This is a genomic window from Pectobacterium aroidearum (genome assembly GCF_015689195.1).
GTDB classification, from domain to species: domain Bacteria; phylum Pseudomonadota; class Gammaproteobacteria; order Enterobacterales; family Enterobacteriaceae; genus Pectobacterium; species Pectobacterium aroidearum.
This window is the reverse complement of sequence record NZ_CP065044.1, coordinates 3,751,249-3,764,571: the sequence shown is the minus strand read 5'-3', so window position 1 is coordinate 3,764,571 and position 13,323 is coordinate 3,751,249. Positions and strand designations below refer to the sequence as shown.

Annotated in this window: 14 protein-coding genes; 10 read left to right on the top strand and 4 right to left on the bottom strand. The window is 52.2% G+C overall.

Annotated elements, in window-relative coordinates:
- Positions 1-40: 40 nt before the first annotated feature.
- The 3 genes from yajC to secF all read left to right on the top strand — a co-directional run bounded on the left by yajC (position 41) and on the right by secF (position 3,233).
- A complete protein-coding gene (yajC, locus tag I2D83_RS16865) occupies positions 41-373 on the top strand; it encodes a preprotein translocase subunit YajC (RefSeq protein ID WP_012773703.1) in 333 nt (110 codons plus the stop codon).
- Between the two features lie 27 nt (positions 374-400).
- Positions 401-2,248: a protein translocase subunit SecD gene (gene secD / locus I2D83_RS16860; protein WP_180778274.1), complete on the top strand. Its 1,848-nt coding sequence runs from the start codon at positions 401-403 to the stop codon at positions 2,246-2,248.
- Between the two features lie 73 nt (positions 2,249-2,321).
- Positions 2,322-3,233 (top strand): protein translocase subunit SecF, encoded by a 912-nt coding sequence (gene secF / locus I2D83_RS16855; RefSeq protein WP_220273867.1) that lies wholly within the window; start codon positions 2,322-2,324, stop codon positions 3,231-3,233.
- A gap of 199 nt (positions 3,234-3,432) precedes the next feature.
- On the opposite strand, the gene I2D83_RS16850 is transcribed toward secF, so the two are convergent.
- Positions 3,433-4,002, bottom strand: a complete 570-nt coding sequence (locus I2D83_RS16850; protein WP_181830012.1) for a SadB/YajI family lipoprotein — start codon at positions 4,000-4,002, stop codon at positions 3,433-3,435.
- A gap of 217 nt (positions 4,003-4,219) precedes the next feature.
- On the opposite strand from I2D83_RS16850, the gene nrdR reads away from it, so the two are divergent.
- The 6 genes from nrdR to pgpA all read left to right on the top strand — a co-directional run bounded on the left by nrdR (position 4,220) and on the right by pgpA (position 8,432).
- Positions 4,220-4,669: a transcriptional regulator NrdR gene (gene nrdR / locus I2D83_RS16845; protein WP_010282042.1), complete on the top strand. Its 450-nt coding sequence runs from the start codon at positions 4,220-4,222 to the stop codon at positions 4,667-4,669.
- A gap of 35 nt (positions 4,670-4,704) precedes the next feature.
- On the top strand, positions 4,705-5,841 hold the full coding sequence (ribD, locus tag I2D83_RS16840; protein ID WP_205946953.1) for a bifunctional diaminohydroxyphosphoribosylaminopyrimidine deaminase/5-amino-6-(5-phosphoribosylamino)uracil reductase RibD: 1,137 nt from the start codon (positions 4,705-4,707) through the stop codon (positions 5,839-5,841).
- Between the two features lie 110 nt (positions 5,842-5,951).
- A complete protein-coding gene (ribH, locus tag I2D83_RS16835) occupies positions 5,952-6,428 on the top strand; it encodes a 6,7-dimethyl-8-ribityllumazine synthase (RefSeq protein ID WP_012773708.1) in 477 nt (158 codons plus the stop codon).
- Positions 6,429-6,452: 24 nt separating this feature from the next.
- Positions 6,453-6,872, top strand: coding sequence for a transcription antitermination factor NusB (gene nusB, locus I2D83_RS16830; protein ID WP_012773709.1), 420 nt, complete (start codon positions 6,453-6,455; stop codon positions 6,870-6,872).
- 68 nt (positions 6,873-6,940) lie between these two features.
- Positions 6,941-7,921: a thiamine-phosphate kinase gene (thiL, locus tag I2D83_RS16825; protein WP_180778278.1), complete on the top strand. Its 981-nt coding sequence runs from the start codon at positions 6,941-6,943 to the stop codon at positions 7,919-7,921.
- Positions 7,896-8,432 carry a phosphatidylglycerophosphatase A gene (gene pgpA / locus I2D83_RS16820; RefSeq protein ID WP_205946952.1) on the top strand — a complete coding sequence of 179 codons (537 nt, stop codon included), beginning with the start codon at positions 7,896-7,898 and terminating at the stop codon, positions 8,430-8,432. The genes thiL and pgpA overlap by 26 nt, the downstream gene beginning before the upstream one ends.
- 85 nt (positions 8,433-8,517) lie before the next feature.
- On the opposite strand, the gene dxs is transcribed toward pgpA, so the two are convergent.
- Genes dxs through xseB form a run of 3 tightly spaced genes read right to left on the bottom strand, consistent with a single transcriptional unit; the run spans position 8,518 to position 11,557 of the window.
- Positions 8,518-10,383, bottom strand: a complete 1,866-nt coding sequence (gene dxs, locus I2D83_RS16815) for a 1-deoxy-D-xylulose-5-phosphate synthase (protein ID WP_181848126.1) — start codon at positions 10,381-10,383, stop codon at positions 8,518-8,520.
- Between the two features lie 17 nt (positions 10,384-10,400).
- Complete coding sequence (gene ispA / locus I2D83_RS16810) at positions 10,401-11,312, bottom strand: (2E,6E)-farnesyl diphosphate synthase (protein WP_180778280.1); 912 nt, start codon at positions 11,310-11,312, stop codon at positions 10,401-10,403.
- A complete protein-coding gene (xseB, locus tag I2D83_RS16805) occupies positions 11,309-11,557 on the bottom strand; it encodes an exodeoxyribonuclease VII small subunit (RefSeq protein ID WP_012773714.1) in 249 nt (82 codons plus the stop codon). Before xseB ends, ispA begins: the two co-directional genes overlap by 4 nt.
- Before the next feature lie 252 nt (positions 11,558-11,809).
- Here xseB and thiI point away from each other — a divergent pair, with 252 nt between their 5' ends.
- Complete coding sequence (thiI, locus tag I2D83_RS16800) at positions 11,810-13,258, top strand: tRNA uracil 4-sulfurtransferase ThiI (protein WP_181838250.1); 1,449 nt, start codon at positions 11,810-11,812, stop codon at positions 13,256-13,258.
- The last annotated feature ends 65 nt before the right edge of the window (positions 13,259-13,323 follow it).

The following is a 13,323-nucleotide window of genomic DNA, read 5'->3' as shown; positions in this document are numbered from 1 at the left end:
TTTTGATAGCTTATCTTTTGACAAAAAAGAGGATATTTAAATGAGTCTTTTCATCTCCGATGCTGTAGCTGCAACCGGCGCTCCGGCTCAGGGAAGCCCGTACTCTCTGGTTATTATGCTGGCCGTTTTTGGTCTGATTTTCTACTTTATGATCCTGCGTCCTCAGCAAAAACGCGCCAAGGAACACAAAAAGTTAATGGATTCTATCAGCAAGGGCGATGAAGTATTAACGACCGGTGGTCTGGTTGGTCGCGTGACTAAAGTGTCCGAAACTGGCTATATTGCGATTGCGTTGAACGAAACCAATGAAGTGGTTATCAAACGTGATTTCGTGGCTGCCGTGCTGCCGAAGGGCACGATTAAGGCCCTGTAATTTCCGATTTTCCCGAAGGGAACTGCCGTGTTAAATCGTTATCCTTTGTGGAAGTACCTGATGCTGGTCGTGGTGTTGTTCGTCGGCCTGCTCTACGCACTTCCTAACCTATATGGTGAGGATCCGGCGGTACAAGTTACTGGCGCGCGGGGAACCGCCGCCAGCGAAACGACGCTGATCCAAGTCCAGAATGTCTTAAAAGAACAAAACATTACCAGTAAGTCGATTGCATTGGAAAATGGTGCAATTCTGGCTCGCTTCTCTAACCCTGATGTTCAGCTCCGCGCGCGTGAAGCGCTCGTTAATGAGCTGGGCGAAAAATTCGTCGTTGCACTTAACCTGGCTCCTGCTACGCCAAATTGGCTGCGGTTGTTAGGCGCTGAACCGATGAAATTGGGGCTCGACCTGCGCGGCGGCGTTCACTTCCTGATGGAAGTGGATATGGATACGGCGCTGGGTAAACTGCAAGAACAAACCATGGACTCTTTGCGCAGCGATCTGCGTGAGAAGAACATCCCTTATGCCTCAGTGCGTAAAATTGATAATTACGGCGTCGAAATTCGTTTCCGTGATGCTCAAACGCGTGATGACGGTATCAACTATCTGACGTCCCGTCATCGCAATCTGGTTCTCAGCAGCAGCGGCAGCAACCTGCTACGCGCGGTGATGTCTGACGAACGTCTGCGTGAAGCGCGTGAATACGCCGTACAGCAGAACATCAATATCCTGCGTAACCGTGTAAACCAACTGGGCGTTGCCGAACCGCTGGTACAGCGTCAGGGTGCCGATCGTATCGTTGTTGAGTTACCGGGTATTCAGGACACAGCGCGCGCGAAAGAAATTCTTGGTGCCACCGCTACGCTGGAATTCCGTCTGGTCAACAGTAATGCTGATGCGACCGCAGCGGCGAACGGCCGCGTGCCGGGCGATTCCGAAGTGAAGAATATGCGTGACGGTTCACCCGTTGTGCTGTTCAAACGCGTCATTCTGACGGGCGACCACATCACTGACTCAACATCAAGCAATGACGAATACAACCGTCCTCAGGTGAATATTTCTCTGGACAGTGCTGGTGGTAACACCATGTCCAACTTCACTAAAGACAGTATCGGCAAGCTGATGGCGACGCTGTTCGTGGAATACAAAGACAGCGGTAAGAAAGATGCAACGGGCCGTTCGATACTGGAAAAACACGAAGAAGTGATCAACGTAGCGACGATTCAGTCGCGACTGGGTAACAGCTTCCGTATTACCGGTATTGATAATCCGAACGAAGCGCGTCAGCTGTCTCTGCTGCTGCGTGCGGGTGCGCTGATTGCGCCGATTCAGATTGTGGAAGAACGTACCATTGGGCCAACGCTGGGGATGCAAAACATCACTCAGGGTCTGGAGGCCTGTTTGTGGGGCTTGATCGCATCGATCCTCTTCATGGTCTTCTTCTATAAGAAATTTGGCGTCATCGCGACCAGTGCATTGGTTGCTAACCTGGTATTGATTGTCGGCGTGATGTCGCTGCTGCCAGGCGCGACGCTAACCATGCCGGGTATCGCGGGTATCGTGCTTACACTGGCGGTCGCTGTGGATGCTAACGTTCTCATTAACGAACGTATCAAGGAAGAGCTCAGTAATGGTCGCTCCGTGCAGCAGGCTATTCATGAGGGCTACAAAGGGGCATTCAGCTCCATTGTTGATGCGAACGTCACGACGTTGATTAAAGTCATCATCCTGTATGCGGTTGGTACCGGTTCTATCAAAGGGTTCGCTATCACGACCGCGATTGGGATTGCGACCTCAATGTTTACGGCGATCGTCGGTACTCGTGCCATCGTTAACCTGCTTTACGGCGGTAAACGCATCAACAAGCTGTCTATCTGAGGAGTGCGTTGTGGCACAGGAACAGGAATACAACATTGAACAACTAAACCATGGGCGTAAAGTCTATGATTTCATGCGCTGGGACACATTGGCATTTGCCATTTCCACCCTGCTGATCATTGCTTCTATCGCGATTATGGGTGTTCGTGGTTTTAACTGGGGACTCGATTTTACCGGTGGTACGGTTATTGAGATTAACCTTGAGAAACCAATCGATCTTGATGTCTTGCGTAGTTCGTTAGAGACCTCTGGGTTTTCAGAGCCGCAGGTACAGAATTTCGGTAGCAGCCGTGATGTGATGGTACGTATGCCACCGGTTTCTGGCAGTGAGAACGAAGCGCTCGGTAACAAAGTGCTGAAGGTGGTGAATGATACCTTCCAGCAGCATGCAACGGTGAAACGTATTGAATTCGTCGGGCCGAGCGTGGGTAGCGATTTGGCACAGGCTGGCGCATTGGCGCTGCTGTCTGCGTTGATTGCTATCCTCATTTATATCGGTTTTCGTTTTGAATGGCGTCTGGCGTTGGGGGCTGTACTGGCTTTGGGGCACGACGTGATCATCACGATGGGTCTATTGTCTCTGTTCTCTATTGAGATTGACCTAACGATCATTGCGTCACTGATGTCGGTAATTGGTTATTCACTTAACGATAAGATCGTTGTATCTGACCGTATTCGTGAGAATTTCCGCAAGGTTCGTCGTGGGACACCTTACGAAATCACCAACATTTCACTGACGCAGACGCTTCACCGTACCATTATCACATCAGCGACCACGTTGGCGATGATCGTGATCCTCATGGTCTTCGGTGGCGCCTTGTTGCATGGCTTCTCGTTGACGATGTTTATTGGTGTGATCATCGGTACGATCTCTTCTATCTATGTTTCTTCTGCTCTGGCACTGAAACTGGGTATGAAGCGTGAACACCTGATTGTTCAGAAAGTGGAAAAAGAAGGGGCGGACCAACCGTCTATCCTGCCTTAATCTGCTGACGGTAAGCATGAAAACCCCGCATCGCTGCGGGGTTTTTTGCATCTTAGCGTTGGGAAATGTGTTGATATCCTAAATAATTCGAGTTGCATGCAGGCGGCGACACAGTGAATCCCCAGGAGCTTACATAAGTAAGTGACTGGGGTGAGCGAGGAAAGCCAACGCACATGCGGCTTGAAGTATGACGGATATATTAAGGGGACTCGGTGGCGGCAACAGGAGGCGGACTCTGTATCTCCTGAACCTGATGTAAGCGAACAAAACCGAGTTCTTCCGGTGGTAAACCGCTCAGGCGTAATTCAATAACGGCTTCGGCTTTAGGTAACAGCGTAGGGGAAACCACAAAGGACTGTGTTTGTGTATCGCCCGCTAAAGGCTGACCACTCACCGGGTCGAGTCGCCCCCAGTCAAGCTGTGCGCCAAAGGCCGGTAACCCCTTCGCATCAAGCGTGCGAATATGCAGTAACGCGCTTGTTCCGTTCGCTTCCGTCTCGATATTGCGTAACGACACGCTGAGTCTGCCAATGCTGCTTTCCAGCATCGTGCTGGTTTGTGCTGCGGGCAGTAAATAAACGCCAGAAGTGGATTGGGAATTCAACGCATTTTGCCGCTCTAATGCCGTGGCCTGGTCGGTCAGCGTTTGTAATTGCTGGTTTAACTGACCTATCTGATTTTGTAGCTTTGGCATCTGGCGCTGTTCGGCGCACCCAGCGAGCAAAAGCAGCGCTGGCAGGAAGGTCAGTACGCGATATCGGGTTCTCATATCTGTGGTTCCCCTTTCGATGTTTTATTCATTGATCCGTTGATCCCTGTTGCTGAGTTTAGCTGTGATTATGCCTAAGTCATAGGTGAGACAGCTTTTTTCATCCTATTACCGGAAGAGATGCGAAACCCTTCGCAACGTGGATCAGGAGTTTTGGTTAGTCCGTTAATTCAGGGTAAACTGTGTCTACGTTAAGGATTACTGGTCAGGACACATCATGCATTGCCCGTTTTGCTCCGCTGTTGATACCAAAGTCATTGATTCCCGTCTGGTCGGCGAAGGTTCCCAAGTACGCCGTCGTCGGCAGTGTCTGGTTTGTCATGAACGCTTCACCACGTTTGAAGTGGCTGAACTGGTGATGCCGCGAGTCATCAAAAGCAATGAAGTACGCGAGCCTTTTAATGAAGATAAATTGCGTAGCGGTATGCTGAAAGCGCTGGAAAAAAGGCCGGTCAGTTCTGATGACGTCGAAATGGCGCTTAATCACATTAAATCTCATCTTCGTGCTACCGGTGAACGTGAAGTTACCACCAAGATGGTCGGCAACCTGGTGATGGAAGCGTTGAGAAAGCTGGATAAAGTGGCTTATATCCGCTTTGCATCGGTGTATCGCAGCTTTGAAGATATCCGCGAATTTGGCGAAGAGATTGCGCGTTTGCAGGATTAAGTCGCGTTGATTTGAGAGAGATAAGAGGTTCGGGAATGAGCGTTTTTCAGGAAAACGGCCACTTGCCGCAGGATGAATTATACATGGCGCGTGCGTTAGAGTTGGCGCGTCGTGGCCGTTTTACGACGGCACCCAATCCCAATGTTGGCTGCGTGATCGTGCGCGATGGTGAAATTGTCGGTGAAGGCTATCATTTCCGCGCAGGCGAACCTCATGCTGAGGTTCATGCGTTGAGAATGGCAGGGGAGCGCGCACGTGGTGCGACAGCCTATGTCACGCTGGAGCCGTGCAGCCATCATGGCCGAACGCCGCCTTGTGCTGATGCGTTGGTTGCTGCTGGTGTCTCCCGTGTGGTTGCCGCGATGCAGGATCCCAATCCGCAGGTCGCAGGTCGTGGCTTACATCGTTTGCAGCAGGCGGGGATCGCTGTCAGCCATGGTTTGATGATGGCTGAAGCAGAGAAAGTCAATGTAGGTTTCCTGAAGCGCATGCGGACAGGCTTTCCTTACGTGCAGCTCAAAATGGCGGCATCTTTGGATGGGCGTACTGCGATGGCCTCGGGAGAAAGTCAGTGGATTACCTCGCCGCAGGCGCGGCAGGATGTGCAGCGTTTTCGTGCGGAGAGCGCAGCGATTTTGAGCAGTAGTGCGACGGTGCTGGCTGACGATCCTTCTCTGACGGTGCGGTGGTCAGAGCTGGGTGCCGATGTGCAGACTCGTTATTCAGAAGCGGATCTCAGGCAGCCCGTACGAGTGATTGTGGACAGCCAGCGGCGTGTCACACCGCAGCATCGGATTGTTAGCCAACCGGGTGAAACCTGGTTGGCGCGGGTGCAAGCAGATGAACAGGCGTGGCCACAGGGCGTTGAGCAGGTCACCTTACCGCAGCACAATGGCGGCGTTGATCTGGTAGCGCTGATGATGGTGCTGGGGAGACGGCAGATTAACTCTGTCTGGGTTGAAGCCGGAGCCAGTCTGGCTGGTGCGCTGCTTAATGCGGGTGTCGTTGATGAACTTATCGTTTATCTTGCGCCAAAACTGCTGGGTGAAAACGCCCGTTCGCTGTGCCTCTTGCCAGGGTTGGATCAACTGTCTCAGGCTCCGGAATTTGACATCGCAGAGGTTCGGCAGATTGGTCCGGATTTGCGATTACGCCTGAAACCTAAATTCTGATGTGTATGTAAATACGTGGCGCAGGTCCGACAAAACCGGATACGTGCCCACAAAAATTATGATAGAATCCGCCCCCCTGCGGGCTATAAAGACCAGATACAAGGAAAGCTATGAACGTTATCGAAGGTGTTGTTGCTACTCCTGATGCCCGTGTGGCGATTGCGATTGCGCGTTTTAACCATTTTATTAACGACAGCCTGCTGGAAGGTGCGATTGATGCATTGAAACGCATCGGTCAGGTAAAAGACGAAAATATCACCGTTGTTTGGGTGCCGGGTGCTTACGAACTGCCATTGACGGTTCGTGCGCTGACTAAAAGCGCGAAAAACGGCGGGTATGATGCCGTTATCGCTCTGGGAACGGTTATCCGTGGTGGAACAGCGCATTTTGAATTTGTTGCTGGCGAATGTAGCTCTGGCCTGTCCTCCGTTGCGATGGACAGCGAAATCCCTGTTGCTTTCGGCGTTCTGACGACGGAAAGCATTGAGCAGGCGATTGAGCGTGCTGGTACGAAAGCGGGTAACAAAGGTGCTGAAGCTGCCCTGACCGCGCTAGAAATGATTAATGTATTGAAAGCGATTAAGTAAGCCTGATTAAGTAAGGGGAATTCCGTGAAACCTGCTGCTCGTCGCCGCGCTCGTGAATGTGCGGTTCAAGCGCTTTACTCCTGGCAGTTATCTAAAAATGATATTGCCGATGTTGAACACCAATTCCTGAGCGAGCAGGATGTCAAAGATGTCGACATTACCTATTTCCGTGAATTGCTGGCGGGGGTTGCCACTCAGGCTGAGAAGCTTGATCAACTGATGGCACCTTTCCTGTCTCGCCAAATTGAGGAACTGGGACAGGTTGAGAAAGCGATTCTGCGTTTGGCGATGTTTGAGCTGAGCAAGCGCGAAGACGTTCCTTACAAGGTGGCGATTAACGAGGCCATCGAACTGGCTAAAGTCTTCGGCGCCGAAGATAGTCATAAGTTTGTGAATGGCGTGCTGGATAAAGCTGCTCCGAGTGTACGGAAAGGCAAGAAGTAAAATGAATCGAATCAGGGCCGGATATCCGGCCCTGATCGCTTTTGAATGATAGGCTGGCTGGAAAGGTTATGGTTGAAGGTGAGTTTGACCTTATTGCCCGCTATTTTAATCGGGTCCGAAGTTCACGTCGCGATGTTGAGTTAGGCATTGGTGATGACTGTGCGTTACTGACGGTGGCAGATAAGCAGATGCTGGCGGTGAGTACCGACACGCTGGTATCTGGCGTTCATTTCCTACCCGATATCGATCCCGCCGATCTGGGTTACAAATCTCTGGCGGTCAATTTAAGCGATCTGGCTGCAATGGGCGCCGATCCTGCCTGGCTTTCTCTGGCCATTACCCTACCGACAAGCAATAGCCAGTGGCTGTCCGCCTATAGCGACAGCTTGTTCGAGCTACTTGATTATTACGGTATGCAGTTGGTTGGCGGAGATACGACGCGCGGTCCACTGAGCCTGACGCTGACTATCCACGGCCTTGTGCCTGCTGGTCGGGCGTTGACGCGTCGCGGAGCCAGAGTTGGCGACTGGATTTATGTTACTGGTTCATTAGGCGACAGCGCTGCAGGTCTGGCTATTCTACAGAATACGCTGCACGTTGATGATGAAGAGGCTCGTCAGGGATTGATCCAGCGTCATCTCCGCCCTCAACCCCGAATCCTGCAAGGTCAGGCGCTGCGCGATCTGGCCAATTCGGCTATCGATCTTTCCGACGGCCTTATATCCGATCTACAGCATATACTTAAAGCGAGCGAGTGCGGTGCGCGGATTAATCTGGACGCGATCCCGCAATCAGACTGGCTGCGAGGCTGCGTTGATGAAGAGCAGGCGTTGCGTTGGGCGCTATCTGGCGGCGAAGACTATGAGTTGTGCTTTACCGTACCAGAGATTAACCGTGGTGCACTGGAGCTGGCTTTGGGGCATCTCGGTGCCAGCTACACCTGTATCGGGCAAATCGGGCCTGCATCTGAAGGGGTACGCTTTTTCAGGGATAATAAAGCGACCGAGCTGAACTGGAAGGGGTATGACCATTTTAGCGAGCAAAACTGATTCCGCGAGCAAGACGAAAGGCGCTGAGGTGGCGAAACGCCGCTTACGGCTGAGCAACCCGTGGCACCTGCTGGCGACGGGGTTTGGCAGCGGCCTGTCTCCCTGGATGCCTGGCACGGTAGGATCGCTGGCGGCGATTCCCCTGTGGTATCTCATGTCCTTCCTGCCGCTTGAATTGTATTCGCTGCTGGTCATGCTGAGTATTTGTATCGGTGTTTACCTGTGTCACCAGACGGCGAAGGATATGGGTGTTCACGATCACGGCAGCATCGTCTGGGACGAATTTGTCGGTATGTGGATTACCCTGATGGCGATTCCGATGGATGAATGGCAGTGGGTAGCGGCAGGGTTTGTTGTTTTCCGCTGTCTGGACATCTGGAAACCCTGGCCGATTCGCTGGTTTGATCGCAACGTGCATGGCGGTATGGGGATTATGGTCGATGATATCGTCGCGGGAGTGATTTCAGCGGGGATTATCTATTTTATCGGCTATCACTGGCCGATATTCTGACGATGTCGAATTATTGAACCACTGTATTACTGAACCATTGCATTAGTAAACCGGGGCCATGTGCCCCGGTTGTCGTTTAAATCGCTTATTCCATCCACTGCGTGATTTTGCGCTCGATGCCCGCAGCATCCAGGCCCAGATCGGCACGGATTTCTTCCTGCGAACCTTGCGGAATGAATACGTCCGGTAGCCCGATGTTCAGCACCGAGACTGCAAGACGTTTTGCCATCAGGAATTCATTCACGCCGCTTCCCGCACCGCCCATGATCGCATTCTCTTCCAGCGTCACAAACGTGCTGTGAGACTGTGCCAGTTCTTCAAGTAACGCTTCATCGAGTGGCTTCACAAAACGCATATCGACGAGGGTGGCGTTTAACTTCTCTGCCGCAATCTGTGCTTCTGGCAATAGCGTACCGAAGTTCAGAATCGCGATCGTTTTGCCTTGACGACGAACCACGCCTTTACCGATTGGCAGTTCTGATAGTGGTGTCAGTTCAGTACCCGTACCGTTTCCTCGTGGGTAACGCACCGCCGTAGGGCCTTTCTGGTAGTGATAGCCCGTGTGCAACATCTGGCGGCACTCATTTTCATCGCTGGGTGTCATGATGATCATGTTCGGAATACAGCGTAAGAAAGAGAGATCGAATGCCCCCTGATGGGTTTGCCCATCCGCACCCACAATACCGCCGCGATCGATAGCAAACAGAACCGGGAGATTCTGGATTGCCACATCGTGGATAACCTGATCGTAGGCTCGCTGCAGGAACGTCGAATAAATGGCAACAACCGGATGATAGCCGCCAACCGCGAGACCAGCAGCGAACGTCACGGCATGCTGTTCGGCAATGGCCACATCAAAATATTGCTGCGGGTAGTCGCGGGAGAATTGCACCATACCGGAACCTTCACGCATCGCTGGCGTGATCGCCATGAGCTTGCTGTCTTTGGCTGCCGTTTCCTGTAGCCATTGACCGAAGATTTTTGAATAGGTGGGTTGAGCGCCTTCCTTGCTTTTCGGCAAGGTACCGCTGGCTGGATCGAATTTTGGCACCGCGTGCCAACTGATCGGATCTTGTTCGGCAGGAGCGTAGCCTTTGCCTTTTTTCGTCATGATATGCAGAAGCTGCGGACCTTTCAGGCTGCGCATGTTTTTCAGCGTGTGCGCCAGCGCCTGAACGTCATGGCCGTCGACAGGGCCAATATAATTAAAACCCAGCTCCTCAAATAGCGTACCCGGCACGACCATGCCTTTAAGGTGTTCTTCGGTGCGTTTCACCAGTTCTTTGATTGGTGGCAGGCCGGATAACACCTTTTTGCCGCCTTCACGCAGGCTGGCATAGAGCTTGCCGGATAGCAGTTGCGCTAGATGGTTGTTCAATGCGCCAACGTTTTCCGAAATCGACATTTCATTGTCGTTCAGCACAACCAGCAGGTCGGAGCGGATGTCGCCCGCGTGGTTCATCGCCTCAAAGGCCATACCCGCGGTAATCGCGCCATCACCAATGACACAAACCGTACGACGGCCTTTGCCTTCACGCTCGGCAGCAACGGCCATCCCCAGTCCAGCACTGATTGAGGTAGATGAATGCCCAACGCTTAATACGTCATACTCGCTTTCATCACGCCACGGAAAGGGATGCAAACCGCCTTTTTGGCGGATCGTTGAAATACGATCGCGGCGGCCCGTCAGGATCTTATGCGGGTAAGCCTGATGGCCGACATCCCACACCAGATGATCGAAAGGAGTGTTGTAGACATAATGCAGCGCAACCGTTAATTCAACCGTCCCTAATCCTGAAGCAAAATGGCCGCTCGAACGGCTGACGCTGTCCAGCAGATATTGGCGCAGCTCATCACACAGCTTCGGCAGGCTATCTTTCGGCAACAGCCGAAGTTCATCCGGTGTTTCCACTAATGCCAATGTAGGGTACTTCGCGGTATCAAAACTCATAGAGACTCATTAGGTAATTACTTATCGCGTTCAACGATGAAATTCGCCAGCGCTTGTAGTGGGGCTATATTCAGAGGAATCGGGCTGGATGTGACGAGATCGTCCAGCGATGCCAGTGATTCCTGATAAAGCTCCTGTGCTTTTTTTCGTGCGTTATCTAACCCCAGAAGGCTGGGATAGGTGCTTTTACCTAACTGCTGGTCTGCACCCTGACGTTTGCCTGTTGTCGCGCTGTCGCCAACAACATCGAGAATATCGTCCTGAACCTGAAAAGCGAGCCCAATCGCGTTAGCGTAGCGATCCAGATGGGGCAAGGCTGCGCGTCCTGTTTCACCGGCGGCAAGTGCGCCCAGCCGGACAGCGGCGCGAATCAAGGCGCCAGTTTTGTGGCGGTGAATCCGCTCTAACGCTGCCAGATCGACCTGATGACCTTCCGCTTCCAGATCGAAAGCCTGCCCGCCGCACATGCCTGCAACACCACTGGCCTGAGCCAATTCTGAGATCATCGCCAGCCGATCGCGGTCAGAGACCTGCGGCATCGGCGCATCGGCCAGAATGGAGAATGCCAGCGTTTGCAATGCATCTCCCGCCAGAATGGCATTGGCTTCGCCAAATTTGATGTGGCAGGTCGGCTGTCCGCGGCGCAAATCGTCGTCGTCCATCGCTGGCAGATCGTCATGAATCAGTGAATAAGCATGGATGCATTCTACTGCCGCTGCAGGGGCATCCAGACTCTCTAACGGCATGCCAAACAGTTCACCCGTAGTATAAACCAGAAATGGGCGCAGGCGTTTGCCCCCTAAGAGTGAGCCATACTCCATTGCATTAACCAGTGGACTACTCTGAAAGGGGAGGGTGGCGATGAAATGCCCCAACATACGGTTAGTGCGTTGGTAGTGTGCACTTAGTTGCGTGCTGAAATCGGTCATAGCGCGTCATTATCCGGCGTGAACGGTGACAGCGGCGCATCGGGATCGTCGCTCAGCAGGATTTGTACGCGCTGTTCCGCCTGCTGCAGTTTTTGCTGACCCTGACGAGCGAGCTGGATGCCATGCTCAAATTCATTCAGCGCATCGTCCAGCGGCAGTTCGCCTGATTCGAGACGGGTAACGATTTTTTCCAGTTCGTTCAGCGAGCTTTCAAAGCTGACTGGCTGCTCGGTTTTCTTAGGCATAGTGGTTTCAGAATCCTGGTGTTATACGCCGTTGGCTTGTGGCGGCAGAGCGTGGTGTTACGTGTGTTCATCCGTGGATGCATAACAATTATACGGTTAGGGTGCACAGTATAACTTCATATAATGATATACTCCGCGCCCTGGATGCTATTGGTAAAATCATCTCTGTGCCGGCTGATTTTACCGATAACGTGATTTTAGTACTCAGGGTAAATTTATTTACACCTTTCTGACCAAGTAACGACAGCCACCATGAAGTTTATCATTAAATTGTTCCCGGAAATCACCATCAAGAGCCAATCTGTGCGATTGCGCTTTATCAAGATTCTAACCGGAAACATTCGCAACGTATTAAAACACTATGATGAAACGCTGGCGGTTGTCCGTCACTGGGATCATATCGAAGTTCGGGCCAAAGACGAAAGCCAGCGTTCGGCGATTCGTGATGCGTTGACGAGAATTCCGGGTATCCATCATATTCTGGAAGTTGAAGATCACGCCTACACCGATGTGCACAATATCTTTGAGCAGTCGCTGGCGCTGTATCGTGAGCAACTGGAAGGCAAAACGTTTTGTGTACGAGTGAAACGCCGCGGTAAGCATGAGTTTAGTTCACAGGACGTGGAACGCTACGTCGGCGGTGGTCTGAACCAGCACATTGAAACGGCGCGGGTCAACCTTACAGCACCGCAGGTTACCGTGCATCTGGAAATCGAGCAGGACCGTTTGCTGCTGATTAAAGGACGTTATGAAGGGATCGGCGGCTTCCCGATCGGTACGCAGGAAGATGTGCTGTCGCTGATTTCCGGTGGTTTTGACTCCGGTGTATCCAGCTACATGCTGATGCGTCGTGGGTGTCGCGTGCATTACTGCTTCTTTAACCTTGGCGGTGCGGCGCACGAGATTGGTGTAAAACAGGTCGCACATTATCTGTGGAACCGTTTTGGTAGCTCACACCGAGTGCGTTTCATTGCTATCGACTTCGATCCTGTCGTAGGTGAAATTCTGGAGAAGGTTGACGACGGCCAGATGGGCGTCGTATTAAAGCGCATGATGGTGCGTGCGGCCTCCAAAATTGCTGAGCGTTACGGTGTTCAGGCGCTGGTGACCGGTGAAGCGTTAGGGCAGGTTTCCAGCCAGACATTGACCAATCTGCGTTTGATCGATAATGCCTCTGATACGCTGATTCTACGTCCGCTGATTTCTCATGATAAAGAACACATTATCAAACAGGCTCGCGAACTGGGGACGGAAGATTTCGCCAAAACGATGCCGGAATACTGTGGTGTGATCTCGAAAAGCCCGACGGTGAAGGCGGTAAAAGCGAAGATTGAGGCTGAAGAAAGCCACTTTGATTTTGCCATTCTGGAGCGTGTGGTAAGCGAAGCGCGGAATATTGATATCCGTCAGATCGCCGAGCAGACCAAGCAAGAAGTGGTTGAAGTCGAAACGGTCGCGTCATTTGCCCCAACTGACGTACTGCTGGATATCCGCTCGCCGGATGAACAGGACGATAAGCCGCTTGAGCTTGATCAGATCGAAATCAAATCCTTACCGTTCTACAAGCTGGGTACGCAGTTTGGCGATTTGGATCAGAGCAAAACCTATCTGCTTTACTGCGAGCGTGGCGTAATGAGCCGCTTGCAGGCGCTGTACCTGCGCGAGCAAGGCTTTAGCAATGTGAAGGTCTACCGACCGTAATAGGAATAAGGCGCGCAAGCGCCTTTTTCTTCATTTTTCATCGCGGCGGTTATAAAGCACGTGAG

Excerpts from the sequence above, each read along its gene's own strand:
- yajC (WP_012773703.1), top strand. The coding sequence starts at position 41 with ATGAGTCTTTTCATCTCCGATGCTGTAGCTGCAACCGGCGCTCCGGCT.
- secF (WP_220273867.1), top strand. The coding sequence starts at position 2,322 with ATGCGCTGGGACACATTGGCATTTGCCATTTCCACCCTGCTGATCATT.
- I2D83_RS16850 (WP_181830012.1), bottom strand. The coding sequence starts at position 4,002 with ATGAGAACCCGATATCGCGTACTGACCTTCCTGCCAGCGCTGCTTTTG.
- nrdR (WP_010282042.1), top strand. The coding sequence starts at position 4,220 with ATGCATTGCCCGTTTTGCTCCGCTGTTGATACCAAAGTCATTGATTCC.
- ribD (WP_205946953.1), top strand. The coding sequence starts at position 4,705 with ATGAGCGTTTTTCAGGAAAACGGCCACTTGCCGCAGGATGAATTATAC.
- ribH (WP_012773708.1), top strand. The coding sequence starts at position 5,952 with ATGAACGTTATCGAAGGTGTTGTTGCTACTCCTGATGCCCGTGTGGCG.
- thiL (WP_180778278.1), top strand. The coding sequence starts at position 6,941 with ATGGTTGAAGGTGAGTTTGACCTTATTGCCCGCTATTTTAATCGGGTC.
- pgpA (WP_205946952.1), top strand. The coding sequence starts at position 7,896 with ATGACCATTTTAGCGAGCAAAACTGATTCCGCGAGCAAGACGAAAGGC.
- dxs (WP_181848126.1), bottom strand. The coding sequence starts at position 10,383 with ATGAGTTTTGATACCGCGAAGTACCCTACATTGGCATTAGTGGAAACA.
- ispA (WP_180778280.1), bottom strand. The coding sequence starts at position 11,312 with ATGACCGATTTCAGCACGCAACTAAGTGCACACTACCAACGCACTAAC.
- xseB (WP_012773714.1), bottom strand. The coding sequence starts at position 11,557 with ATGCCTAAGAAAACCGAGCAGCCAGTCAGCTTTGAAAGCTCGCTGAAC.
- thiI (WP_181838250.1), top strand. The coding sequence starts at position 11,810 with ATGAAGTTTATCATTAAATTGTTCCCGGAAATCACCATCAAGAGCCAA.